Source organism: Stenotrophomonas sp. Steno-Z2 (assembly GCF_056393235.1).
The window spans coordinates 1-21,743 of sequence record NZ_JBWJOY010000008.1 but is presented as its reverse complement, the minus strand read 5'-3'; the positions used below and the strand labels follow the sequence as shown (position 1 = coordinate 21,743).

Below are 21,743 nucleotides of genomic sequence, written 5' to 3'. Positions count from 1 at the left end.
TCGATCCCGAGGGAGAACGCATTGAACAAGTGGCTGGGGGGCGGACTGGTGCTCGCGATGGGCGTGGCGGCGCAGGTGGCGGACGCACAGGAGGCGGCAATGCCGGTGGAACTGCAGCAACTCGATGCCACGGTGGAGCGGGTGCGGCAGCAGTTCGACGTGCCGGGCGTGGCGGTGGCGGTGGTCAAGGACGGCAAGGTGGTGCTGGAGCGCGGCTGGGGCGTGCGCGAGATCGGCAAGCCCGAGCCGGTGCAGGCCGATACGCTGTTCGCCATCGCCTCCAACACCAAGGCCTTCACCGCCACCTCGCTGAACCTGCTGGCCGAGGAAGGCAAGCTGAAGATGAGCGACCGGGTGGTCGACCACCTGCCCGGTTTCCGCATGTCCGACCCCTACGTCACCGGCGAGATGCGCATCCGCGACCTGCTCTCGCACCGCAGCGGCCTGAGCCTGGGCGCCGGCGACCTGCTGTTCTGGCCGACCACCACCTACAGCAACGCCGAGGTGGTGGCGCGGCTGGCGCACGTGCCGCTGAAGAATGGCTTCCGCGACCGCTACGCCTACGACAACATCCTCTACGCGGTGGCGCAGCAGGTGATCGAGAAGGTGTCCGGCCTGTCCTATGCCGATTTCCTGCAGCAGCGCATCTTCGACAAGGTCGGCATGGCCGGCACCCGCTACAACGCCGACCATCTCCGGCCCGGCGACAAGCCGGCCATCGGCCACGCCAAGTTCGATTTCAAGGACCTGCGCCCGGTGGCGCCGCTGACCTGGTCCAACAATGCCGGTGCCGGCGGCATCTATTCCAGCGTGCACGACCTGGCCAGGTGGATGAACGTGCAGCTGGCCGGTGGCCGGCTGGCCGATGGCACGCCGCTGTTCTCGGAAAAGACCCAGCAGCAGATGTGGCAGATGCAGATCCCGCAGGTGGTGGCCACGCCGTCGGTGCCGGAGCTGGCGCCGGCCAGGCCCAATTTCGCCGGCTACGGCGAGGGCTGGAGCCTGAGCGATTACCGCGGGCAGAAGCTGGTGTGGCACACCGGCGGCTGGCCGGGGCAGGTGTCGCGGCTGACCCTGGTGCCCGACCAGAAACTGGGCGTGGTGGTGCTGACCAACCAGGAATCGGGCGCGGCGTTCAACGCCATCACCCTGAGCGTACTCGACGCGATGCTGGGCGCGCCGGCGCACGACTGGGTGGCCGCCTACGCCGCCAGTGTCGCCAAGGCGCAGGACAATGCCGACGAGGACTGGCAGAAGCACGTGGCCGCGCGCGACGCGAAGAGCCGGCCGTCGCTGCCGCTGTCCGGCTATGCCGGCACCTACCGTGATGCGTGGTATGGCGACGTGCACGTGGAGCAGCAGGGCGGCCGGCTGCGCCTGCGCTTCGGCGCCACCGCCGACCTGGTCGGCACGATGGAGCACTGGCAGCACGACACCTTCATCGTGCGCTGGGACAACCGCTCGCTCAACGCCGACGCCTTCGTCAATTTCAGCCTCGACCCCGATGGCAGGGTGCGCGAGGCGCGCATGCAGGCGGTCTCGTCGCTGACCGATTTCAGCTTCGACTTCCAGGACCTGCTGCTGGTGCCGACGGCCCAGTAAGGGTCCGTGGCGGAGACGGGGCAGGCGTCATGGCGGCGTGCCGTTGCGGGGCAGGAGGTGCAGGCCTGCCCCTTCGCGCTCCGCCATGCCTGCCCACGCCGGCGCCGCGCCGCTGTGGACCGGCGCAGCGTCATCGCGATGACCGGCCGCGTTGGCCGGCTTCTGCCGGCGGCCGCCTTCTTCCTGCGGGCATCTAACCGCGGCGGGTGCTTCGATAGACCGCCACGATCTGCGACGTCGTGGGATTGGACATACCCATGCCATTGACGAAAACCGCGGGCGCGCCCTGCCTGAACACCTCGACGGTACGGTCCACGGCAGCGCGCTGTTCCTGGCTGGGGTTTTCGAGATCGAAGGAGAATGAGCTGCCGCGCTTCACCGGGATGCCGATGTCGGTCAGGTCGCGGATGAGGGCTTCGGCCCGCTGCGCCTGCTCGGAAGGACAGTTGGGGGGCGCCAGCACCAGCACCGTGTTGCGTGGTGTGCCTGCCGGCATTTCCACCGCGACGAAGCCATCGACGCCTGCCGTTGGCGGCTGGGCGCCGCCAGGCGCGCGATGGCTCCACCAGTTGTAGCCGCCTGCCAGCCCCGCCGCGATGAGAAGCAGTGTCCACCAACGCATTGCCGTCCCCTTTCCGTGAGTGTCGATTCAACTGCCGCGTCCGCGGGCGCCGGTGCGGCTTCGCGCGTCCGCGCCGATTATCGATTCATTCCCGTCCCGGCTTCCACCCGGCACGGTGGGAAGGGGCCATGCCATCGCCATCCGGATGCGAAGGCGCCGTCCAGCAGCCGTGCCTTGCCGCATGGCAGTGGTTCCCCGCGGCGCTCCATGCAGAACAGGTGAACGGACTGGTTACCCCGGCGTCCGGGCCATGCCGCCTGGTTCCAGCCCGCGCGGAGCAGGCATCCCAAGGCCTGGCCGGATGCCGGCGTGCGGCCAGCCCCCTGCGCCGCGGGGATACGCGACAATGACGGGCCCTGTCCGTCCATTGGCCCGTCTCCATGTTCCGTTGGTTCGAATCCCGCCTCGACCCGTTCCCGTCCGATCCGCCCACGCAGCCGCCGCGCGGGCTGTACGCGTTCTGCCGGCACTACACGCGTGGCGCGGAGAAGTGGCTGGTGCTGATGGCGCTGACCACCGCCGGCATCGCCGTGGCCGAGCTGGCGCTGTATGCCTATGTCGGCTCGCTGGTGGACCGGCTCGGCGCCAGCACGCCGGCCACCTTCCTCGACGCCGAAGGCCCGCGCCTGCTGTGGATGGGGCTGCTGGTGCTGGTGGCGCTGCCGCTGCTGGTGCTGGCCAATTCGCTGGTGCAGCACCAGACCCTGCTCGGCAATTTCCCGATGCGGATCCGCTGGAGCGTGCACCGCTACCTGCTGCGGCAGTCGATGGGCTACTTCCAGGACGAATTCGCCGGGCGCATCGCCACCAAGCTGATGCAGACCTCGCTGGCGGTGCGCGAGACGGTGGTCAAGCTGTTCGACATCGGCAACTACGTGCTGGTGTTCTTCGTCGGCACGCTGGCGGTGGCCGGCGCCGCGGACTGGCGGATGATGCTGCCGTTCGTGGCCTGGCTGGTCGGCTACGCGCTGCTGATGTGGCATTTCGTGCCGCGCATGGAGCGCATTTCGCGCGAGCAGGCCGACGCGCGCTCGGAGATGACCGGGCGCATCGTGGACAGCTACACCAACATCGCCACGGTCAAGCTGTTCTCGCATTCGCGGCGCGAGCAGGCCTACGCGCGCGAGGCCATGGCCGGCTTCCTGGACAAGGTGCACCCGCAGATGCGGCTGGCCACGCGCGTCTACTCGCTGCTGTACGCGCTGAACATGCTGCTGCTGTTCTCCGCGGTGGCGCTGGGCCTTTGGCTGTGGCATGGCGGCGCGGTGAGCGCCGGTTCGGTGGCGGTGGCCGTGGCGCTGGTGCTGCGCATGCTGGGCATGTCGCAGTGGATCATGTGGGAACTGTCGGCGCTGTTCGAGAACATCGGCACCGTGCACGACGGCATTAATTCGATCTCGCTGCCGCCCACGGTGGACGACGCGCCCGGCGCCCCGGCGCTGCCGCGCCCGGCAGGCGACATCCGCTTCGAGGGCGTGTCCTTCCACTACGGCAAGAACCACGGGGTGATCGAAGGGCTGGACCTGCACGTGCGCGCCGGCGAGAAGATCGGCCTGGTCGGGCGCTCCGGCGCGGGCAAGTCCACGCTGGTCAACCTGCTGCTGCGTTTCCACGACGTGGAGCGCGGCCGCATCCTCGTCGACGGCGTCGACATCGCCACCGTGCAGCAGGATTCGCTGCGCGCGCAGGTGGGCGTGGTCACCCAGGACACCTCGCTGCTGCACCGCTCGATCCGCGACAACCTGCTCTACGGCCGCCCCGACGCCAGCGAGGAACAGCTGCGCGCGGCCGTGGCCAAGGCGCGCGCCGACGACTTCATCGCCGAGCTGCGCGACAGCGCCGGCCGCCGCGGCTACGACGCGCACGTCGGCGAGCGCGGCGTGAAGCTCTCCGGCGGCCAGCGCCAGCGCATCGCCATCGCCCGCGTGCTGCTCAAGGACGCGCCCATCCTGGTGCTGGACGAGGCGACCTCGGCGCTGGATTCGGAAGTGGAGGCGGTGATCCAGGACAGCCTGGACGGGCTGATGGGCGGCAAGACGGTGATCGCCATCGCCCACCGCCTGTCCACCATCGCGCGCATGGACCGGCTGGTGGTGATGGACCGCGGCCGCATCGTCGAGACCGGCACCCATGCCGAGCTGATCGCCGCCGATGGCCTGTACGCGCGCCTGTGGGCGCGCCAGACCGGCGGCTTCGTCGCGGCCGGGGATTGAGCATGCGCCGCCACCGGCCCGTGCACGCCACCGCCGGATGAAGGCCTCCGCCAGCAGCGCCGGCGGAGGCCCTCAGGCAGCGGCCGACCCGCGCGGTGGACTCAGGGGTTGCCCATGTAGTCGCGCTTGCCGATCTCCACGCCGTTGTGGCGCAGGATCGCGTAGCTGGTGGTCACGTGGAAGAAGAACTGCGGCAGGCCGTAGTGCAGAAGGTACACGTCGCCCTGCAGCTTCTTCTCCTTCGGCGTGCCGGCGCGCAGCACGATCTCGCGCGACTCGCTGCCTTCGAACTGCCCGGCGCTGAAGCTGTCCACGTGTGCCAGCGTCCTGGCGATCAGTTCCTGCAGCTCGGCGAAGCCGGCCTCGGGGTTGTCCGGCCACGACGGCACCTCGGTATTGGCAAGACGCGAGCTGATGCCCTTGGCGAAATCGGCCGCGATCTGCACCTGGCGCACCAGCGGGAACATGTCAGGGAACAGGCGCGCACCCAGCAGCGCGGCCGGATCGATCTTCTTCTCGGTGGCGTGGGCCTCGGCCTTGGCCAGCACATCGGACAGGGCGCCGAGCATCTGCTTGAGGACGGGAACCGAAGCGCTGTACATCGAAAGGGACATGGTGGAACTCCGTGGAAGGGGAAACCGGCGTGGCGGGGCCACGCGCGTACTGAAACCCCGACAGCATAGGCCTTGCGTGCCCGGGATGCGCCCCAGGGTGACAGTATGTTCAGCGATACGGCATCGCCGCGGCGCGGATGGCCACGCCGGCAGGTTGATCCGCGCCGGCACCAGCGCCGGCGCACGCCGGCCGATGCGGCCACCACCCGCAAGGCCAGTCGTGGGGCGATGGATTGCTGCTCGATGGCGGTGCTGAACGCCCGAGCCGGGTCCGCGTCCAGCCCTCTGCCTTGATCGTGTCGGTGGTGGCTTGCCGTTGCCGCGTCGTCTGCCACGGTTCCTGTGGGTGTCAGGGGCGCAGGGCGAAGTTGGGCTTCGCAGGTGGGGTCAGTGGGTTGGAGACTGCAGCGCCTGCCGGATCACCCGTGACAGTTCGGCAGGATCGTCGCGGGCCAGATGCTGGCCCAGGCGCACCAGGCCGATGCCGATGGCGGCCATCAGCACGCCGGGCAGGGCGGCGGGCAGCCGCATCGGTTCCAGCGAGCCAAGCGGCATCGCCGTCACTACCGTCCACAGCACGCAGAAACCCAGCCAGAACACCATGAAGGCGACTACCAGCCCAGGCAGCGCAAACCGGCCACGCAGTTCGCAGCCCCGGGGCGTGTCGATCAGCTGGCCACGGAAATGGGGTTTGAACGAATTGCGCTGCGGGGTGCGGTGATACAGATGGACCCGGGTGGCGTCCACGGTCCCGGCGACGCTGCCGGTGGCGGTGATGTTGCCGCGTGCCGTGGCCGCCTGCAGGCTTGCGACCGCTTCGCGTCGTGACAGACGGGTTTCAAAAACGGCGGGGGTGCGTGGAAACAGGGGAGACCAGAGCGGCATGTACGGAAGTGGCTGCAGACGGGTCATTACGATACGGGGCCAGTGCGGCGATGGGTACCGTTGCGCGGGCCATCACCGCCTCAGTGCATACGTTGCAGCCCGTTGCCGCGCTGGGGAAGTCAGCCCATGCGACGTTCGATGCGTCTGTCCGGGATCAGCCAGATCAACGCCACCAGCGCATAGGTTGCCTGCGCCAGATGCACCTGCACGAAGCTCAGGCCGATGCCCGCCAGGTACAGGACCGGCGACAGCCGGCCTTTCCAGTCGTGCGCCAGCATCTGCTTCAGCGCCGATTGCTCACCTTCGGCGGCGATGATGCGCTGCTGCAGCAACCAGTACGCCAGTGCGGCGGCCAGCAACACGAGGCCATAGGCCGCGTTCGGCAGTGCCTGGCTGTGGTAATCGTCCATCCAGCGGGTGCTGAACGGCAGCAGCGACAGCCAGAACAGCAGGTGCAGGTTGGCCCACAGCACGCTGCCGGAAACGCGGGTGGAGGCCTGCAGCAGGTGGTGGTGATTGTTCCAGTAGATGCCCACATAGACGAAGCTGAGCACATAGGCCAACAACGTGGGGACCAGTGGTTTCAGCGCGACCAGCGTGGCGCCCTCCGGGGCTTTGATCTCCAGCACCATGATGGTGATGATGATCGCCAGTACGCCGTCGCTGAATGCTTCCAGACGCCCCTTGCCCATGTGATGTCCCCTTCGGTGGCTGTGTTCGTGGTGCTCTCCCGCGGTGGGAGAGAAAAAAGAGTCGATCAGGGCTCAGCCGGCCGCCCTGCGCACCAGCGCCGCCAGCGTCGCGGCCTCGGCGTCGCCGAAGCGGTGGATGGCGAACGAAGTGGGCCACAGGCCGCCGTCGTCCAGTCGCGCCTGGTCGCTGAAACCGAAGGTGGCGTAGCGCGTCTTGAACTTGCCCGCGCTCTGGAAGAAGCACAGCACCTTGCCGTCCTTCGCCCAGGCCGGCATGCCGTACCAGGTGCGCGGCTGCAGGCCGGGCGCGGTGGCCATCACCAGCGCGTGGATGCGGCGCGCCACGTCGCGCTCGGCCGCGGCCATTTCATCGACGCGGGCCAGCAGGTCGGCCTCGCCCTCGGCGCTGCTGCGGTTGGCGCGGGCTTCGGCCTTCAGCTCGCGCGCCCGCGCCTTCATCGCGGCCTGTTCTTCCGCGGTGAAGGTGGCGGCGCTCTTTTTGGCGGCAGTCTTCTTTGCCGCGCTCTTGCGCGGGCTGGTCTTGGTGGCGGTGGTGCGGGTCATGGGAGTCCTCGTCGGGTGGCACAGTGCCGGTGAAGGGCGTCAACCGCCGTTGCGCGCCAGGCAGAGCGCGACCAGCGGGGCGAGATTGAACAGCAGGATGCCGATCTTGTAGGCGGCCATGCCGGCGTAGTGGATCGCATCGAAGGTGGCGTCGGGCAGGGCGAACCAGCGGCCGTGCAGCCGCCGCAGCGCGCCGCGCGCGGCCACGAAGGCAAGGAACCAGGCCAGCAGCACGGCGTAGTTGAAGGCCAGCGACCACAGCAGGAAGCGGCAGAGGAAATCGCTGTCCATGGGGCTCCGCGGAAAGGAGGGAGGCCGGTTACAACAGCCGGGTGCCGAGCGGAACCTCATGCTCGGGGATGCACAGCGACACCTGCCCGTCGGCGTTGTGGAAGCCGGTGACCAGGCACCCGGACATGATCGGCCCGATCTGCTTGGGCGGGAAATTCACCACGGCCACCACCAGCTTGCCGACCAGCGTTTCCGGCGAATACAGGTCGGTGATCTGCGCGCTGGACTTGCGCATGCCGATCTCCGGGCCGAAATCCACCTGCAGGATGTAGGCCGGCCGGCGCGCCCTGGCGAACGGCTCGGCGGCCACCACGCGGCCCACGCGCAGTTCAACCTTGGTGAAATCGTTCCAGTCGATCGTTTCCACGCGCGGGCCTCGGCAGTTGGGTGGATCAATAGCGCCGGCGGCGGGCGCCGTCAATACGCGCTGAGCATGACGTAATAGCCGTCCGGGTCGCGAAGGGCGAACTCCCGGGTTCCGGTGGAGGGATTCAGGCTGGGCGTCAGCGCCGGGAGCTGTTGCCGGGCGCGCTGCAGGGCCTGGTCGAAGTCGTCCACGCGGAAGAACAGCAGCAGGCCGTTGCCGGGTTCGGCCCGCGCCGGGCTGGCGAGGGTGGGGTGGTCGTGCGCCTGCCACTGGTGCAGGCACAGCAGCACCGTGCCGTCGGCGTCGAGCAACTGGCCGAAATGATCGTGCGCGGGCGCTGACGGCGGCAGCCCGAGCAGCGACTGGTACCAAGCGAAGCTCCGCGCCACGTCGGCGACGGCGATGATCGTCCACAGGCGTTTCATTGCGGTTTCCCCGGTTGAATGTCAGCGTCGCAGGGTCATGAGTACTTCCCCCCAGAGGCCGAGCACGGCCAGGAAATTGAGGGTGAAGACGGCGCCGCGCAGGCGGACGTTGCCGGTCAGGATCTGCACGGCGCTGTGCAGGACGCGGCCGGCGACGAACGTCCAGGCAAGCGCGACGGCCATGGGCCCGGCCTGCGCCTGCAGCAGAAGCAGGCAGGCGACGTGGAAGAACAGCGGCCACTCGAACTGGTTGGAAAGATTGGCGCCGATGCGCGGTTCGACGCCGGCCCAGGGATTGCCGCCGTTGGCGCGGCGGCCGATTCCCCAGACCGCCGGCGCCCGGGCGACGGTGAGCAGGACGTACAGGAATGCGGCCAGGACGACGTGCGCCGCCATCGGGGCGATCAGCGGGTTGTGCATCGGCGCTCCTGTTTCACGGTGGCGTGCTGCGGCGGGTGGAGCGCGACGCGCGGGCGTCGCGCGAACGCGGCGCCCGCTTTACGACCCTTTTTCCCTGGACGGAGCTGCCTGCGATCCGTTCGGTGCGCGCCTGAAATGGGCGGTGCGCATCATCGGCGTTCCGTCCTTGAAGTAGGCCTCGGTCTCGGTCATGACCTTGCCGTCCCCGCTCACGGAATAAACGCGCGTGGAGCGCGGGATGCCTTCGTAGACGAACTGCATGACCAGCACGCCGGGGGCCGGCATCTTCGCCGCCAGGACATCGACCCAGTAGGTGCCGGATGCGCGGCCGGGCGTGCCGTCCAGGGACAGCGTGGACTCCGAATGCAGGGTCTTGTCGGCCTGGTCGACGATCTCCACGCGCTCGTTCCACCTGCCATCGGGCGTGGCGGCGAAGACGATGCTGACGCTTTTCGGGCGCGCTTCCGGCGGCATCGGCAGGCTGTCCACGTCCAGCAGCCAGTGGCCCACCAGCGGCGAGTCGGCCGGCGAGGCGGCATGCGCGGGCGCGCCGGCGAGGGCGGCGGCGGACAGCAGTGCGGCGAGCATCACTTTCATGCGACCTCCAGAATGGCGGGGTGGAACACGGGAGCGTGGGGCCGATCATGCCCTTGGGCGGTGTCGGCGTGGTGAAGACCGTGCCGCGCGTCGGGGCCAGCGCAGCGCGCGCGGCGGCGCACGGCTAGAGGTCCTGGAGCACGGCGGCGCGCCTGCGCTCGTATTCCGCCTCGCTGATCAGTTCCTGCGACTTCAGCGCGGCCAGTTCCTGCAGCCGCGCGGCGGCCGACGGAGCGGCGGCGGGCGGTTGCGTGGCGGCGCGGGCCGACCTGCCCGAGGCGCGGACCGCCAGCCAGATGACCAGGCCGACGAGCGTGGCGGGGATGGCCAATGCCAGGAGCAGGATGATCCCGTGCCAGATGCTGAAGCCGCCCATTCTCTTCTCCTTGAGTGTCGCGCCCGAGTATCGGTCGTCCGCCACGGGATGGGAAGGCAGTGGCGCCAGCAGGTTTCACTGCTCCCCGCGGCACAACGGCAAAGGCCCGGGAATCCCGGGCCTTTGCGCGTCGCATCGAGCGTGCGTTACTCGATGGGCTGGTCCAGCATCAGCTGGCGGGCGAAGCGCACCGGCGGCGCGCCGTAGGACAGGATCTGGTCGTGGTAGGCCTTGAGGTTGAAGTTGGCGCCCTGCTTTTCCTGCACCGCCTTGCGGGTATCGAAATGCTCCTGCGCGCCGACGAAGTAGGTCGGCAGCTGCGCCGAGGTGAGCTGCGCGCGCACCCACTTGCCGGCGGCCTCGCTCTCCTGCTGGAAGGCATCGTGGGTCATCAGCTGCATGGCCTGTTCGCGGCTCCAGTTGTCCACGTGCACGCCCTGGTCGAGGATGGCGTTGGCGATGGTGCGCAGGTAGAACTTCAGCTGCACCAGGTGGAACAGCGGGTCGTTATCCAGGTAGCCCTGTTCCTGCATCATGCGCTCGGTATAGACCGCCCAGCCTTCGGCGAACAGGCCCGAGCGCAGCACCGCGCGCAGGGTGGAGGGGAACTTGCCCGAGTGCCAGCCTTCCAGGTAGTGGCCCGGGGTGCCCTCGTGGATCGACAGCAGGTGGATCATGCGGCTGTTGTATTCGCGCAGGAACGAATCGACCTGCTTGTCGTTCCAGTCGTCGGGGATCGGCGAGACCGCGTAGAAGGTCTTCAGGTTCTTGTCCAGCGGGCCCGGCGAGTCGCAGTAGGCCACGGCCACGCCGCGCTGGAATTCCGGCATCAGGATGATGTCCACCGGCGCGTCGGGCAGGGTCATCAGGTCGTGCGTGCGCACGAATTCGGTGGACTGCGCCAGCGAGGCCTTGGCGTCCTCCACCACCTTGTCGCGCGCCGGCTTGTCGGCATAGGCCAGTTCCAGCGCGGCCTCGATGGCCTTCTGCTGCTGGTCGTCGCTCGGCTCGGCCGGCATCTCCGGCGCGCCCGGCTTGTCCTTCAGCACCACCTGGGCGATGCCGTACATGTCCTTGCGCACGCGCGCCAGTTCGGCGCGGGCGCGTTCGCCGATCTCCGCGCGCGACAGCGAGGAGTTGAGCGAGAACTTCAGCTTCTGGTCGTACTTCTCCGCGCCGATGCGGAAATCGCCCTTGGCGTTCGGCACCAGGGTCTTGTCCAGCCATTCCTGCTGCTCGGCGACGGCCTTGCCGAGGTTGTCGATGGCGGTCTTCAGGCGCTGCTGGTCGGCGGCCTCGAGCTGGCCGATGTTGGGCGTGATGAAGGTTTCGACCAGGCTGAGGATGCCCTTGTTCTGCTTGGCCACGGTCTCGGCGTGGATCTTCGGCACGCGCGCCGGGTCCAGGTTGGCGCGGGCGGCGGCGAAGATCTGCGGGATCTTCTCGATGCGCGCGGTGGCCGACTTCAGGCGTTCGGGCAGCGGCGCGAATTCGCGCGCCATCAGGCCGTAGATGGCGCTGCCGGCCAGGCCGTTGTAGACCTGCGGGTCCCACTGCCAGGACTGCAGGGTTTCGTTGTTCCAGATGTCGGACTGCAGCTGGTTGCGCAGGATCGCCGCGTCCACCTGGTTCTCGCGGCCGAGCTTGCTGACATCGATCCTGTCCAGCTCGGCGAGCAGCGCCTTGCTGGCCTCCAGGCTCTTCTGCTGGCCGGCGGCGCTGAGGTCGTCCAGCTCGCCGTCGTAGCGGTGCTCGCCGATCTGGGTGGCGCTGACCGGGGACAGCTGCATCCAGGTATCCAGCGCCTTCTTCGACAGCTCGGCGAACTGCACGTCGGCCTGGCTCTGGCCGGCCTGTTCGGTGGCGGTGGACGGGGCGGTCGGGGCGTCGCTGTTCTGGCAGCCGGCCAGGCTGGCCAGCAGGGCGGCGGCGAGCAGGTGCTTGCGCATCGGGATACCTGTTGCGGAGGGGAAAACCGGAGCATAGGCCAGCGGCCGGGTCGACGCCCCTGCCATTGGCTTACCATGGCCGCCGGTGTCCCCTGGAGGTTGTGCCATGCATTACGAAGGCAGCTGTCACTGCGGGCGCATCGCGTTCGCGTTCGAATCGGCCGAGCCGGTCGCCAGCGCATTGTCCTGCAACTGCTCGATCTGCCGGCGGCGCGGTTCGCTGCTGTGGTTCGGCCCGCGCAGCGGGTTCGAGCTGAAGAGCGACCCGGCGGACCTGGAAAGCTACCGCTTCAATTCCGGCCACATCGACCACCACCATTGCCGCGTCTGCGGCGTGGCGCCGTTCAGCGAGGCGATGGACCCGCGCAGCGGCGAGCCGACCGTGGCGGTCAACCTGCGCTGCGTGCCGGCCATCGACCTGGAGGCGCTGGAAATCCAGCGCTACGACGGGGCCAGCCGGTGACGGTGCTGCACCGGTCATGCGCCATGGCGGGCACGCTGCTGGCGCTGCTGCTGGCGGCCGGCTGCAGCAAGCACGATGCGCGCACCGCCGGCGCCGCCGCCGAGGTGGCGATGGCCTCGCCTGAAGGCGCCTTCCTGGCCTATGAGCACACGTTGCAGCTGCGCCTGCCCGGCGAGCAGATCGCGCCGCGGCTGAAGGCGGTGGCGCAGGCCTGCCAGGGCGGCAAATTCGGCGACTGCGCGGTGCTGCAGCTGTCGCAGAGCGGCGGCGACACCGCCTCCGGCGCGATCGAGGTGCGCATCGCCCCGCAGGGCGTGGAGCCGATCATCGCCCTGGCCAGCGAGCAGGGCGAGGTGACCCGGCGCGACACCCGCGCCGAGGACCTGGCGCAGCAGGTGGCCGACACGCGCCTGACCCAGGCGCGGCTGAAGAACGAACACGCGCGGCTGGGCGAGTACCAGCAGCGCAGGGACCTGGCGGTGGCCGACCTGCTGACCATTTCCCAGCGCCTGGCGGAGATCGAGGCGGGGCTGCAGCAGGCCGACCGCGATGCCGCCCAGCAGCACCGGCGCATCGATACGCAGAAGGTGACGATCCAGCTGGAGTCGACCAGCAGCCAGCGCAACCGCAGCGAGATCGGCCGCGCGCTGGGCGAGTTCGGCGATATTTTCACCACCAGCCTGGCCTACCTGATCCGCATCTTCGCCGGCCTGCTGCCGCTGCTGCTGGTCGGTGGCGCGCTGCTGTGGGGCGGGCTGAAACTGTGGCGCCGGCGGCGCCGGCGCGGCTGACCACCGTCGTGCGGGAGCGCACCAGGGTGCGCTCCCGCGTTTTTCGTGGCCGCCAGGGGCGATGACGCGGCGGCTCAGCCCTCGTCGTGTTCGTACTCGATGACCAGCCCGCGTTCGCGCGCCAGCAGCTCCACCGCCTGCCGCGCCTTCTGCGCGGTGGCATCGTTGCCGACCTCGACTTCCAGTTCGTGGATGCCGGGGCCGATGTCGTCGGACAGGCCGGCCGAGCTGGAATCCTCGTCGTCCATGTGCGGCATGAGGTCGTCGGTGTCCTCGACGTGCTCGATGCCTTCCAGACCGTGCAGCAGGTCGCTTACGGCCAGGGCGTCGTCGGCGCTGCCGGTGATGCGGATGCGCAGCAGGGGCATGGCGATCTCCATGGGAAGGGGCGTCCAGCTTGTTCAGCGGCCGGGCAAGGAGGCGTGAAGCGCGATGACGCGGGCGCGAGCATCGCCGGCGTTTGTCAGCGGGCCGCGTTGGGCGGATGCTTGCGGTCCAGCAACGGAGGGATGTCCATGGCGTGTGCGGCAAGGGTGGCAAAGAGCGTGGTAGCCGCGGGAGCGGGGCGATGAACGGAACGGTGCCGGCGCGGGCCACGCGCGACTGGGTCACGCCGGTGGAACTGCTGGGCCTGGGCATGGTGTGGGGCGCGTCGTTCCTGTTCATGCGCATCGCGGTGCCGCACTTCGGCCCGTACGCGCTGGTGGAAATGCGCCTGCTGCTCGGCGCGCTGGTGCTGATGCCGTTCCTGTGGCGCGCGCGGGCGCAGTTCCCGGCGCGGCGCTGGCTGTGGCTGGCACCCATCGGCCTGGTCAATTCGGCGCTGCCGTTCGTACTGTTCGCCTGGGCCGCCGAACGCGCGCCGGCGGCGATCGGCGCGATCTGCAACGCGATGACGGTGCTGTTCGCCGCGCTGATCGGCTTCCTGTTCTTCGGCGAGAAGATCGGCCCGCGCCGCGCGTTCGCCCTGCTGGTCGGTTTTTCCGGCGTGGTGGTGCTGGCCACGGCGAAGGTCTCGGGCCTGGCGATCGGCGCGGCGGTGGTGGCCGGCACGGTGGCGGCGCTGCTCTACGGGCTGGGCGCCAATCTCGTCCGCCGCCACATGGCCGGACTGCCGCCGGCGGCATCGGCGGCGGCCACGCTGGGCTGCGCCTCGCTGTGGATGCTGCCGATGGCGCTGAGCCACTGGCCGCGGCAGCCGGTGCCAGCGGCCTCGTGGGCCAGCGCCATCGCCCTGGGCATCCTCTGCACCGGCCTGGCGTTCCTGGTGTTCTACCGGCTGATCGGCCGGGTCGGGCCGTCGCGCGCGGCCACCGTCACCTACCTGATCCCGCTGTTCGGCGCGCTGTTCGCCTGGTTGTTCCTCGGCGAGCCGGTGACCGTGCAGATGCTGGTCGCCGGCGGCCTGATCCTGGGCAGCGTGGCGGTAAGCCAGCGCTAGGCCGCGGTTGACCACGGCATGCGGCGACGGCCGCTGCCGTCATCCGCATGCGCCTGCGCTCAGCGCACCGGCAGCGGGATGTTGCACAGGTCGATGTGGCCGGCCGGGCGCTTGTAGAAGTCGTCGCGGCGGTTGCGGCGCGCTTCCACCGCGTCGGCGAACGTCCTGGAGTCGGTGCGCAGCACCCGCAGCGGCGTGCGCTCGCCGGCGGGCACGTCGCTGGCCAGGCGGATGGAGCGGATCGGCGTGCGCTGCGCGGCGTCCTCGTAGAAGCCCATCGGCTCGGGCCCGCGTTTGATCGCGCTGAGCAGTTCCATGCCCTTGAGCACGCGCCCGACCAGGGTGATGTTGCGGTCGAGCTGGCGCGGCGACTGGCCGGTGACCACGTACAGCTCGGCGCCGATGCTGCTGTCCTCGTCGTTGTTGCGGCCGGCGCCGACCGCGCCATAGCAGTGCGCCAGCCAGGTGTGTTCGCCGTCGCTGGCTACGGCGAAATCGCCGACGAAGCCGGTCTGCGCGGCCCAGCCGTCGCGGTCGGGCAGGGCGGTGAAGGCCAGCCCGCGCGACGGGCGCTGGAACTCGGCCGGCAGGTGGGTCCTGGCGCTGCCCAGCGGCCGCGCCCTGGCCGGGTCCTCGCCGTCGGCGTCGCCGAACTGGACCACGAAGTTGTCCTGCGAACGGTAGATGCTGGTGCCGTTCCAGAAGCCTTCGCGCGCCAGTGTGCGGATGTTGCCGGCATGCTCGGGCGCGAATTCAGGCGCCAGCTCGATGATCACGCGGCCCGCGTCCAGGTCCATGTACAGCAGGTTGTCGGCGGCCGGTACGTGCCAGTCGCTGTCCGGCGAGGCGGCGAGGATGTCCTGCACGCTGCGGTATTTGGCTGGCGCGTCGGCCGCCAGCGCCGGCAGCGGGGACAGCAGCAGGGCCAGGGCCAGCAGGGTCGGGCGTAGCGTCATCGGGCGCATTCCGTGGTCGGGTGTGGGCCGATTCTGCGTGATCGCCGGGTACCGCCGCCAGACCGTGACGGGAGTGGGGTGACTACCGGCACATCCGCTATAGCGAAGTGAGTAATAGTGTTGGCTTCAGGCTAGTCGGCAGGAGCAAGGGCCATGGGTGACGTCGAAGCCCAGCTGCGCAAATTCCAGAAGGAGCTCAGCGCCGGCACGGTCTCGCTGGCGCTGCTGGCGGTGCTGGCCAGGGCGGGGGAGCCGCTGTACGGCTACCTGATCGCCAAGGAGCTGGAACGCACCGGCGACGGCGTGCTCAGCGGCAAGCAGAGCGCCCTGTACCCGGTGCTGCGCAACCTGGAAGGCGCCGGCCTGCTGGAAAGCCATGTCGAGCCGTCGGTGGCCGGGCCACCGCGGCGCTACTACCGCATCAATGACGAGGGCCGCACCGTGCTGAAGCAGTGGATCGCCGCCTGGAATGCCACCCGGGACTCGCTGGAGTCCGTACTGGAGGGAGTCGAACGATGAACAACGAGCACAACGCGCGGCCGCTGCCGACTACGATTCCCGAGTACCTGGAGCAGCTGCGCGCCGCGCTGGCCGGCGCGGACCCGGCGATGATCCAGGACGCGCTGTACGACGCCGAGGAATACCTGCGCTCGGAGCTGGCCGAACAGGCCGGCAAGAGCGAGGCCGAGGTGATCGCCGGCGTCGCCGGCAGCTACGGCGCGCCGGAGGAGGTGGCCGAGATCTACCGCGAGACCGAGGTGACGGTGAACCGCGCGCTGCGCACGCCGCTGCCCGGGCGCCGGCCGGCGCCGCCGCCGCCGGCGGCAGGCGTCGCTGCCGCTGCCGCGACCGCCCCGGCGGTGCCGAAGCCGCGCTCGGCGGCGGCGCGCTTCTTCGGCGTGGTGCTGGACCCGCATACCTACGGCGCGCTGTTCTACATGCTGCTGTCGCTGGTCACCGGCATCTTCTTCTTCACCTGGGTGGTCACCGGGCTGTCGCTGTCGGTATCGCTGCTGATCCTGATCGTCGGCATCCCCGTGCTGCTGCTGTTCCTGGGCTCGGTGCGGGTGCTGTCGCTGGTGGAAGGCCGCATCATCGAGGCGCTGCTGGGCGTGCGCATGCCGCGCCGGCCGGCGTATACCGACAGGAGCCAGGGCTGGCTGGCGCGGATCGGCGCGATGTTCAGCGACGGCCGCACCTGGCTGACGATGCTGTACTTCGTGCTCATGCTGCCGCTGGGCGTGGCTTACTTCAGCATCGCCACGACCCTGCTCTCGACGTCGCTGGCGCTGGTGTTCGGGCCCTTGGCCGACGTGCTGTTCGACCAGCCGGTCGGCATCTGGATCGATGGCGTCAACGTGGCCGGCAGCGTCTGGCTGTGGCCGCTGTCGATGGCGGCGGGCCTGGCGCTGCTGTTCGCCACCCTGCACCTGGCGCGCGCCATCGGCAGGCTGCATGGCGCGGTCGCCAAGCACCTGCTGGTGCGCCTGTAAGCCACATGGCAACAGGCCTGACGAACGGGGCGCCTTGGGCGCCTCGTTCGTTTCGGGGGCTACCCCGGCGCTGGCAAGCGGTCCGGGCGGGGGTGGGGCCGGGCGTTTCCCCGGAACGCGGAGCGGGCCTTTCTGAATCATGGTTCAGCCCCGGCGCGGGGCCGGGTTGACCTCGCGGAGCGGATTCCTAAAATGACTGACAGTCAGTCAGTTGGATTCGCCATGGACAAGCGCGCCGCCATCATCGATGCCGCCATCGCCGTGTTCGCCGAAAAGGGCGTGGAAAAGGCAACGGTATCGGACATCGTCAAGCGCGCCGGCATCGCCCAGGGAACGTACTACCTGTACTTCCCGTCGCGGCTGGCGGTGATGGGCGGCATCGCCGAGCGCGTGCTGACCCGGTTGCTGGCGCGCCTGCATGCGCAGCTCGATGGCCTGCCGGCCGGCGAGCAGCTGGACCGGTTGGCCGCGGCGATCTTCACCGAGGTCGGCGCGCAGCACCAAGAAGTGGCCTTGCTGTACAGCGGCATGACCCAGACCAGCGAGATGCGCCGTTGGGAGCAGATCTACGCGCCGCTGTACGACTGGCTGCAGCGGCTGCTGGAGCAGGCGCGCGCGGACGGCGCGATCGCCGGCGGCGTGCAGCCGCGGCATGCCGCGCGGGTGCTGGTCGGTGCCATCGAGGCCGCCGCCGAGCAGGTGCACCTGTATGCCGATACGTCGGCCGAGGAGGCGCGTGCGCATCTGGCCGAACTGGAGCGTTTCATCGGCGCCGGACTGGGTCGCACGCCGGCGTTCTGATCACGGCGGGCCCATGCGCGCCGCACACGACGACGAGAAGCAAGGAGAACGACATGGCCGGGAAAGGCTGGCTGTTTGTTGCCCTGACCTGCGCATTCGAGCTGGTCTGGGTGTATGGGTTCAACGTGGCCTCGGCCTGGTGGCACTGGATACCGATCATCGCGGTCATCCTGGTGGACTTCCAGTGGCTGGCCCGCGCCTGCGAAACCCTGCCGACCGGCACCGTGTACGCGGTGTTCGCGGCGGTGGGCACGGTGGGCGCGGCATTGATGGACATCTTCCTGTTCGGTGGCAGCTTCAGCGTCGCCAAGGGCGCCTTCATGGCGCTGCTGGTGGCGGGCGTGATCGCGCTGAAGCTGGCCGATGGCAGGGAAGCGGAAACCGCCGGCGCGGCCGGCAAGGAAGGTTGAGATGGGTTGGTTCCTGGTGGTGATCGCCGCGCTGATGGAAACGCTGGGCGTGGTTGGCCTGAAGCGCTACAGCCGGCGCAGGAATGCGCTCAATGCGCTGCTGTTCTTTGGCGGCTTCGGCGCCTCGTTCGTGCTGCTGTACCAGTCGTTCCGCTACCTGCAGCTGAGCGTGGCCTATGCGGTATGGATCGGGCTGGGCACCGCGGCGGCGGTGCTGGTGAACATGCTGTTCTTCGGTGAGTCGCGCAGTACCGCGCGCCTGCTCAGCCTGGGCGTGATCGTGGTCGGTGTGGCTGGCCTGAAGGCCATGGCCTGAAGCCCGGCCGGCCTTTCCCGTGCCCAGGGGAAGGATGGCTCGACGCTGCGCGCGGTGGTTCCGCGTGGCACGCGAGTGGCGTGCCACGCGGACTTCCGGCTAGCGGTCCAGCATCAGGCGGTCGATCAGGAAGGCCATGCGCATCGCCATGAGGTCGGGGTTGCGCAGGGCGTCGCTCACGCCATGGCCGCCTTCCTCATCTTCCAGGAAATAGGCCTTCGCGCCGACCGACTGCAGCTTTGCGGCCAGTTTGCGCGCGTGCCCCGGGCCCACCCGGTTGTCCTCGGTGGAGATGGTCACCAGGAACGGCGGATAGGACACCCCGCCGCGCACGTTCTGGTAGGGGGAATAGGCCAGCATGGCCTTCGCTTCGGCGGGATCGTCCGGGTTCCCGTACTCGTTCATCCACGCCGCGCCCATGCCCATGTAACGCATGCGGATCAGGTCGGTCAGCGGCACGTCGCTGATCACCGCGTTGAACAGGTCCGGGCGCTGGATGCCGAGGGTGGCGGCGAGCAGGCCGCCATTGGACGAGCCGAAGACGCCGGTATGCCCGGGCGAGGTGTAACCGCTGCGCTGCAGCTTCTCGATCACCGCGATGAAGTCGTCGTAGGAGTTCTGCCGCCGTTCGCGCATGGCCGCGCGGTGCCAGGCCTCGCCGCGTTCGTTGCCGCCGCGCGCGGCGGGGATGACCAGCGAACCGCCGCGGTCCAGCCACAGCTTGAACGCCGGGCCGCCGACGATGTAGCCGAAGTAGCCCGGTCGGAAGGACGTGGCGAAGGCCGCGTAGCCGGTGACCAGCAGCGGCTGCGGCGCGTCGGCCAGGTGCCGGGGGCGCAGCAGGAAATAGTCCACCGGCGTGCCGTCTTTCGAAACGGCGCTGCCGATCTCGGTGACGTAGTCGCCGCCGTCGTACATCACCGGGTCGCGGGCCAGCAGGAGCGGGGCGCGGCCATCGCGGTACAGCTCCTGGCGGCGTGGCGTGGTGAAGCCGTCGGTGATGACCACGAGCTCGTCGCCGCCACGGATGCCGATGGTGTCGCCGGGTTCGGCCTGGAAAACCTCGCGGCTGTTCCAGCCCTCGCCGTCTGGCGTCGCCAGCAGCAGGCGCTGGCGCAGGTTGCGGTTGCTGACCAGGGCCACCTGGCCGCCAACCGACGCCACGTCCGCCTTGCCGTTGACGAACTCGCCGGCGCCGGGGGCGAAGATCACGCTGGCGCGGTTGCGCGCGCGGTCGTCTAGGCGATAGGCCAGCACGGTTTCCGCCTCGTAGCGCCTGCCGTCGATATCCGCGGCGCTGCCCAGCTGCACGATGACATGGGTGTCGGTGACGTCGATGGCGCCCATCGGCGCCAGGTCGCGCGGCAGCGGCAGCTGGTGATGGCGGCCGTCGGCTTCGACGACGTGGATCTCGAACGTGGAGTAGTCCAGGGCGCGGGTGATGACGCCGCGCGGCGCGGCCGGGTCATGGCTGGCCGACAACTGCAGGATGGCGTCGCCGGCAGCGCCTTCGTAGACGGTACGGGCCTGCGCCAGCGCCTGTCCCCGCTGCCACAGCGCGACCTGCGCCGGCCAGCCGGCGGCGGTGCGCGGGCGCCCGTCGGCGGTGGTTTCCACCAGCAGCGTGTCGCGCCCCATCCAGTGCGCGAAGGCGCGCGAACGCGGGACGCGGAAGCCGTCGGCGACGAAGCGCCGCTGCGCCAGGTCGAACTCGCGGATCTCGACTTCGTCGCCACCGCCCGGCGACAGGCGCAGCAGGCAACGCGCGGTCTCCGCCAGGCAGCTGTTGCCCAGGTCGTAGGCCTGCAGCTCGAAGGCGATGCCTTCTTCGTCGCGCAGGCGCGCCACGTCCAGCACGGTCGTCCAGTCCGGCAGCGGCGCGCCCTGCGCATCGCGGCCGGTGGTCTGCAGCAGGCCGTGGGGATGGGCCGCGTCCTTGAGGAAGCGCAGGGCGCGCGCGCCCAGCAGCACCACGTCCGGCTCGGCCGGCCGCGCCTTCAGCAGCGCATCGAGTTCCCTGCGGACGCCGGCATAGGCCGGCAGGGCGCGCAGCGCGGTGGTGGACGACTGCGTCGCCTGGCGTGCCCAGGCCAGGGCCTGTTCGCCATGCGGTTGTTCCAGCCACTGGTCGTCGCTTCCGGCGGCGGTGGCCGCGGCCGCGATGGACGCGGTGGCGAGCAGGGCCCGTTTCAGCATGTTCCTGATCATTGGTGTCTCTCCCGGAATGGCCGGGCAGCGGTGACGCATGCCCGGCCGATGTGGGTCAGTAGTCGTAGCGCAGCACGATGCCGAAGGTGCGCGGGCGCAGGCGGTTGGCGATGCCGGCCGCGGTGCGGGCGTTGAGCGCGCCGTTGTCGTCGGTCAGGTTCTCGCCGTACAGGTAGCCGGACCAGCCGCTGGGCGATTCCAGGCCGATGCGGGCGTTGGCCGAGGTGACCGCGTCGCCCGGTGTGCCCGAGGTCAACGCCGTCTCACGCCGCGCGTCGTGCACCACCCCGGCGCGGGCGATGCCCTTGAGCGTGTCGCCCACCGGCCAGTTGTAGGCCGCCGAGGCGCTGAAGCTGGTCTTGGGCACGTTGTAGACCGGCGTGCCCTTGTGCAGCGGCGTGCCCGGCACGTCCTCGGCATAGGTGGCGTCGATCCAGCTGCCGCCCACCTGCAGCATCCACGAGGCATTGGGCGTGTAGATCAGGTTCGCCTCCACGCCCTTGTTCTCGGTGCCCCTGGAGTTGGTCAGGCCGTTGATGCTGGCCGTGATCGGCACGCGTACCGCCACGTCCTTCCAGTCGCTGTAGAACAGCGCGCCTTCCAGCATCAGCTTGCCGCCGGCCAGCAGCGACTTTGCGCCCAGCTCGTAGGTCAGGATGCTGTCCGGGGCGATGGTCGCCGGCAGTTCGATGCCGTTGGCTTCGGCCAGCAGGATGGAGGTGATCGGCTGCAGCTGGCCGGAGCGGAAGCCGCGGGCGACGCTGGCATAGAGGGTGGTGTCCTCGACGGGCTTGAACGACAGCGCCAGGCGCGGGTTCCAGCTGTCGAACTTCGCATCCAGGGTCGAGGTCCGGTCGGTGGACACCGATTCGGCATCCACGTCGTCCTTGAAATAGCGCAGGCCCGCGGTCAGCGACCACGCCGGGTTGGGCAGCTTCAGGGTCGCTTCGCCGAACAGGGCGTAGGCGTCGTTGAACTGCACCGAGCGGCTGGGCGGCACGCCGCCGACGCTGGAGCGGTCATGGCGGTCGGCCTTGCGCAGGTAATAGCCCACGGTCCAGTCCAGGGTGCGCTCGCCGGTGGAGGACCAGCGCAGCTCGTGGGTGCGCACGCCAATCTGGATGTTGCTCACGTAGGTCGTCGTCGGATTGAGCATGCCGTCGTTGGCATAGGTCAGGTCCGCGTCGGCATAGGAGTAGAACAGCTGCGAGCCGTCGAAGGCGTAGCTGGTGGCGAAGCTGGCCACG

At 69.5% G+C, this 21,743-nt stretch carries 26 protein-coding genes; 10 read left to right on the top strand and 16 right to left on the bottom strand.

Annotated features, from left to right (window positions below; all coding sequences use genetic code 11):
* Positions 1-21: 21 nt before the first annotated feature.
* The gene (locus AC06FP_RS14260; RefSeq protein ID WP_478075959.1) at positions 22-1,602 is read left to right on the top strand and encodes a serine hydrolase; all 1,581 of its coding nucleotides are present in this window, start codon (positions 22-24) and stop codon (positions 1,600-1,602) included.
* A 193-nt stretch (positions 1,603-1,795) separates the two neighbouring features.
* Here AC06FP_RS14260 and AC06FP_RS14255 read toward each other — a convergent pair whose 3' ends face one another.
* Positions 1,796-2,224 (bottom strand): hypothetical protein, encoded by a 429-nt coding sequence (locus AC06FP_RS14255; RefSeq protein WP_478075958.1) that lies wholly within the window; start codon positions 2,222-2,224, stop codon positions 1,796-1,798.
* A gap of 380 nt (positions 2,225-2,604) precedes the next feature.
* On the opposite strand from AC06FP_RS14255, the gene AC06FP_RS14250 reads away from it, so the two are divergent.
* Entirely contained in the window at positions 2,605-4,437 is a 1,833-nt protein-coding gene (locus tag AC06FP_RS14250) for an ABC transporter ATP-binding protein (protein ID WP_456116643.1), read from the top strand.
* Positions 4,438-4,538: 101 nt separating this feature from the next.
* Here AC06FP_RS14250 and AC06FP_RS14245 read toward each other — a convergent pair whose 3' ends face one another.
* The 11 genes from AC06FP_RS14245 to AC06FP_RS14195 form a co-directional block, all read right to left on the bottom strand.
* Positions 4,539-5,051 (bottom strand): DUF1993 domain-containing protein, encoded by a 513-nt coding sequence (locus AC06FP_RS14245; protein WP_478075957.1) that lies wholly within the window; start codon positions 5,049-5,051, stop codon positions 4,539-4,541.
* A gap of 387 nt (positions 5,052-5,438) precedes the next feature.
* Positions 5,439-5,963, bottom strand: coding sequence for a hypothetical protein (locus tag AC06FP_RS14240; RefSeq protein ID WP_478075956.1), 525 nt, complete (start codon positions 5,961-5,963; stop codon positions 5,439-5,441).
* 92 nt (positions 5,964-6,055) lie between these two features.
* Positions 6,056-6,628, bottom strand: coding sequence for a TMEM175 family protein (locus tag AC06FP_RS14235; RefSeq protein WP_456116640.1), 573 nt, complete (start codon positions 6,626-6,628; stop codon positions 6,056-6,058).
* 72 nt (positions 6,629-6,700) lie between these two features.
* On the bottom strand, positions 6,701-7,192 hold the full coding sequence (locus AC06FP_RS14230) for an iron chaperone (protein ID WP_478075955.1): 492 nt from the start codon (positions 7,190-7,192) through the stop codon (positions 6,701-6,703).
* 39 nt (positions 7,193-7,231) lie between these two features.
* On the bottom strand, positions 7,232-7,483 hold the full coding sequence (locus AC06FP_RS14225) for a DUF6868 family protein (RefSeq protein ID WP_478075954.1): 252 nt from the start codon (positions 7,481-7,483) through the stop codon (positions 7,232-7,234).
* 28 nt (positions 7,484-7,511) lie between these two features.
* Positions 7,512-7,850: a tRNA-binding protein gene (locus tag AC06FP_RS14220; protein WP_478075953.1), complete on the bottom strand. Its 339-nt coding sequence runs from the start codon at positions 7,848-7,850 to the stop codon at positions 7,512-7,514.
* Positions 7,851-7,900: 50 nt separating this feature from the next.
* Positions 7,901-8,275, bottom strand: a complete 375-nt coding sequence (locus tag AC06FP_RS14215) for a VOC family protein (RefSeq protein WP_478075952.1) — start codon at positions 8,273-8,275, stop codon at positions 7,901-7,903.
* A gap of 21 nt (positions 8,276-8,296) precedes the next feature.
* Positions 8,297-8,695 (bottom strand): MAPEG family protein, encoded by a 399-nt coding sequence (locus tag AC06FP_RS14210; RefSeq protein ID WP_478075951.1) that lies wholly within the window; start codon positions 8,693-8,695, stop codon positions 8,297-8,299.
* Positions 8,696-8,773: 78 nt separating this feature from the next.
* Positions 8,774-9,268 (bottom strand): LuxR family transcriptional regulator, encoded by a 495-nt coding sequence (locus tag AC06FP_RS14205; protein WP_478076036.1) that lies wholly within the window; start codon positions 9,266-9,268, stop codon positions 8,774-8,776.
* Positions 9,269-9,416: 148 nt separating this feature from the next.
* A complete protein-coding gene (locus AC06FP_RS14200; protein WP_478075950.1) occupies positions 9,417-9,668 on the bottom strand; it encodes an SHOCT domain-containing protein in 252 nt (83 codons plus the stop codon).
* Between the two features lie 146 nt (positions 9,669-9,814).
* A complete protein-coding gene (locus AC06FP_RS14195; protein WP_478075949.1) occupies positions 9,815-11,617 on the bottom strand; it encodes a DUF885 domain-containing protein in 1,803 nt (600 codons plus the stop codon).
* A 106-nt stretch (positions 11,618-11,723) separates the two neighbouring features.
* On the opposite strand from AC06FP_RS14195, the gene AC06FP_RS14190 reads away from it, so the two are divergent.
* Both AC06FP_RS14190 and AC06FP_RS14185 read left to right on the top strand, forming a co-directional pair.
* The gene (locus AC06FP_RS14190; RefSeq protein WP_456116632.1) at positions 11,724-12,080 is read left to right on the top strand and encodes a GFA family protein; all 357 of its coding nucleotides are present in this window, start codon (positions 11,724-11,726) and stop codon (positions 12,078-12,080) included.
* A 23-nt stretch (positions 12,081-12,103) separates the two neighbouring features.
* Entirely contained in the window at positions 12,104-12,871 is a 768-nt protein-coding gene (locus tag AC06FP_RS14185; protein ID WP_478075948.1) for a DUF4349 domain-containing protein, read from the top strand.
* A 74-nt stretch (positions 12,872-12,945) separates the two neighbouring features.
* Here AC06FP_RS14185 and AC06FP_RS14180 read toward each other — a convergent pair whose 3' ends face one another.
* Positions 12,946-13,239 (bottom strand): hypothetical protein, encoded by a 294-nt coding sequence (locus AC06FP_RS14180; RefSeq protein ID WP_456116630.1) that lies wholly within the window; start codon positions 13,237-13,239, stop codon positions 12,946-12,948.
* A gap of 200 nt (positions 13,240-13,439) precedes the next feature.
* On the opposite strand from AC06FP_RS14180, the gene AC06FP_RS14175 reads away from it, so the two are divergent.
* The gene (locus AC06FP_RS14175) at positions 13,440-14,312 is read left to right on the top strand and encodes a DMT family transporter (RefSeq protein ID WP_478075947.1); all 873 of its coding nucleotides are present in this window, start codon (positions 13,440-13,442) and stop codon (positions 14,310-14,312) included.
* Between the two features lie 59 nt (positions 14,313-14,371).
* Here the strand turns inward: AC06FP_RS14175 and AC06FP_RS14170 are convergent, their stop codons facing one another.
* Positions 14,372-15,268: a peptidylprolyl isomerase gene (locus AC06FP_RS14170; protein ID WP_478075946.1), complete on the bottom strand. Its 897-nt coding sequence runs from the start codon at positions 15,266-15,268 to the stop codon at positions 14,372-14,374.
* A gap of 153 nt (positions 15,269-15,421) precedes the next feature.
* Between AC06FP_RS14170 and AC06FP_RS14165 the strand changes: the two genes are divergently transcribed.
* The 5 genes from AC06FP_RS14165 (at position 15,422) to AC06FP_RS14145 (ending at position 18,288) form a co-directional block, all read left to right on the top strand.
* Complete coding sequence (locus AC06FP_RS14165) at positions 15,422-15,787, top strand: PadR family transcriptional regulator (RefSeq protein ID WP_456116627.1); 366 nt, start codon at positions 15,422-15,424, stop codon at positions 15,785-15,787.
* A complete protein-coding gene (locus AC06FP_RS14160) occupies positions 15,784-16,761 on the top strand; it encodes a sensor domain-containing protein (protein ID WP_478075945.1) in 978 nt (325 codons plus the stop codon). Before AC06FP_RS14165 ends, AC06FP_RS14160 begins: the two co-directional genes overlap by 4 nt.
* A gap of 192 nt (positions 16,762-16,953) precedes the next feature.
* Positions 16,954-17,562, top strand: coding sequence for a TetR/AcrR family transcriptional regulator (locus AC06FP_RS14155; protein WP_478075944.1), 609 nt, complete (start codon positions 16,954-16,956; stop codon positions 17,560-17,562).
* Between the two features lie 53 nt (positions 17,563-17,615).
* Positions 17,616-17,972, top strand: coding sequence for a DMT family transporter (locus tag AC06FP_RS14150; RefSeq protein WP_478075943.1), 357 nt, complete (start codon positions 17,616-17,618; stop codon positions 17,970-17,972).
* Between the two features lies 1 nt (position 17,973).
* Positions 17,974-18,288: a DMT family transporter gene (locus AC06FP_RS14145; protein WP_478075942.1), complete on the top strand. Its 315-nt coding sequence runs from the start codon at positions 17,974-17,976 to the stop codon at positions 18,286-18,288.
* Positions 18,289-18,387: 99 nt separating this feature from the next.
* On the opposite strand, the gene AC06FP_RS14140 is transcribed toward AC06FP_RS14145, so the two are convergent.
* On the bottom strand, positions 18,388-20,484 hold the full coding sequence (locus tag AC06FP_RS14140; RefSeq protein WP_478075941.1) for a prolyl oligopeptidase family serine peptidase: 2,097 nt from the start codon (positions 20,482-20,484) through the stop codon (positions 18,388-18,390).
* Between the two features lie 67 nt (positions 20,485-20,551).
* A partial coding sequence (locus AC06FP_RS14135; RefSeq protein WP_478075940.1) for a TonB-dependent receptor occupies positions 20,552-21,743 on the bottom strand: 1,192 nt, incomplete at its 5' end.

What these genes read in the sequence shown, in the direction of transcription:
- AC06FP_RS14235 (WP_456116640.1), bottom strand. Translation starts at nt 6,628, where the DNA reads ATGGGCAAGGGGCGTCTGGAAGCATTCAGCGACGGCGTACTGGCGATC.
- AC06FP_RS14140 (WP_478075941.1), bottom strand. Translation starts at nt 20,484, where the DNA reads ATGCTGAAACGGGCCCTGCTCGCCACCGCGTCCATCGCGGCCGCGGCC.
- AC06FP_RS14155 (WP_478075944.1), top strand. Translation starts at nt 16,954, where the DNA reads ATGACTGACAGTCAGTCAGTTGGATTCGCCATGGACAAGCGCGCCGCC.
- AC06FP_RS14160 (WP_478075945.1), top strand. Translation starts at nt 15,784, where the DNA reads ATGAACAACGAGCACAACGCGCGGCCGCTGCCGACTACGATTCCCGAG.
- AC06FP_RS14225 (WP_478075954.1), bottom strand. Translation starts at nt 7,483, where the DNA reads ATGGACAGCGATTTCCTCTGCCGCTTCCTGCTGTGGTCGCTGGCCTTC.
- AC06FP_RS14240 (WP_478075956.1), bottom strand. Translation starts at nt 5,963, where the DNA reads ATGACCCGTCTGCAGCCACTTCCGTACATGCCGCTCTGGTCTCCCCTG.
- AC06FP_RS14190 (WP_456116632.1), top strand. Translation starts at nt 11,724, where the DNA reads ATGCATTACGAAGGCAGCTGTCACTGCGGGCGCATCGCGTTCGCGTTC.
- AC06FP_RS14175 (WP_478075947.1), top strand. Translation starts at nt 13,440, where the DNA reads ATGAACGGAACGGTGCCGGCGCGGGCCACGCGCGACTGGGTCACGCCG.
- AC06FP_RS14250 (WP_456116643.1), top strand. Translation starts at nt 2,605, where the DNA reads ATGTTCCGTTGGTTCGAATCCCGCCTCGACCCGTTCCCGTCCGATCCG.
- AC06FP_RS14255 (WP_478075958.1), bottom strand. Translation starts at nt 2,224, where the DNA reads ATGCGTTGGTGGACACTGCTTCTCATCGCGGCGGGGCTGGCAGGCGGC.
- AC06FP_RS14165 (WP_456116627.1), top strand. Translation starts at nt 15,422, where the DNA reads ATGGGTGACGTCGAAGCCCAGCTGCGCAAATTCCAGAAGGAGCTCAGC.
- AC06FP_RS14195 (WP_478075949.1), bottom strand. Translation starts at nt 11,617, where the DNA reads ATGCGCAAGCACCTGCTCGCCGCCGCCCTGCTGGCCAGCCTGGCCGGC.
- AC06FP_RS14145 (WP_478075942.1), top strand. Translation starts at nt 17,974, where the DNA reads ATGGGTTGGTTCCTGGTGGTGATCGCCGCGCTGATGGAAACGCTGGGC.
- AC06FP_RS14215 (WP_478075952.1), bottom strand. Translation starts at nt 8,275, where the DNA reads ATGAAACGCCTGTGGACGATCATCGCCGTCGCCGACGTGGCGCGGAGC.
- AC06FP_RS14210 (WP_478075951.1), bottom strand. Translation starts at nt 8,695, where the DNA reads ATGCACAACCCGCTGATCGCCCCGATGGCGGCGCACGTCGTCCTGGCC.
- AC06FP_RS14185 (WP_478075948.1), top strand. Translation starts at nt 12,104, where the DNA reads ATGGCGGGCACGCTGCTGGCGCTGCTGCTGGCGGCCGGCTGCAGCAAG.
- AC06FP_RS14245 (WP_478075957.1), bottom strand. Translation starts at nt 5,051, where the DNA reads ATGTCCCTTTCGATGTACAGCGCTTCGGTTCCCGTCCTCAAGCAGATG.
- AC06FP_RS14170 (WP_478075946.1), bottom strand. Translation starts at nt 15,268, where the DNA reads ATGACGCTACGCCCGACCCTGCTGGCCCTGGCCCTGCTGCTGTCCCCG.
- AC06FP_RS14200 (WP_478075950.1), bottom strand. Translation starts at nt 9,668, where the DNA reads ATGGGCGGCTTCAGCATCTGGCACGGGATCATCCTGCTCCTGGCATTG.
- AC06FP_RS14150 (WP_478075943.1), top strand. Translation starts at nt 17,616, where the DNA reads ATGGCCGGGAAAGGCTGGCTGTTTGTTGCCCTGACCTGCGCATTCGAG.
- AC06FP_RS14180 (WP_456116630.1), bottom strand. Translation starts at nt 13,239, where the DNA reads ATGCCCCTGCTGCGCATCCGCATCACCGGCAGCGCCGACGACGCCCTG.
- AC06FP_RS14230 (WP_478075955.1), bottom strand. Translation starts at nt 7,192, where the DNA reads ATGACCCGCACCACCGCCACCAAGACCAGCCCGCGCAAGAGCGCGGCA.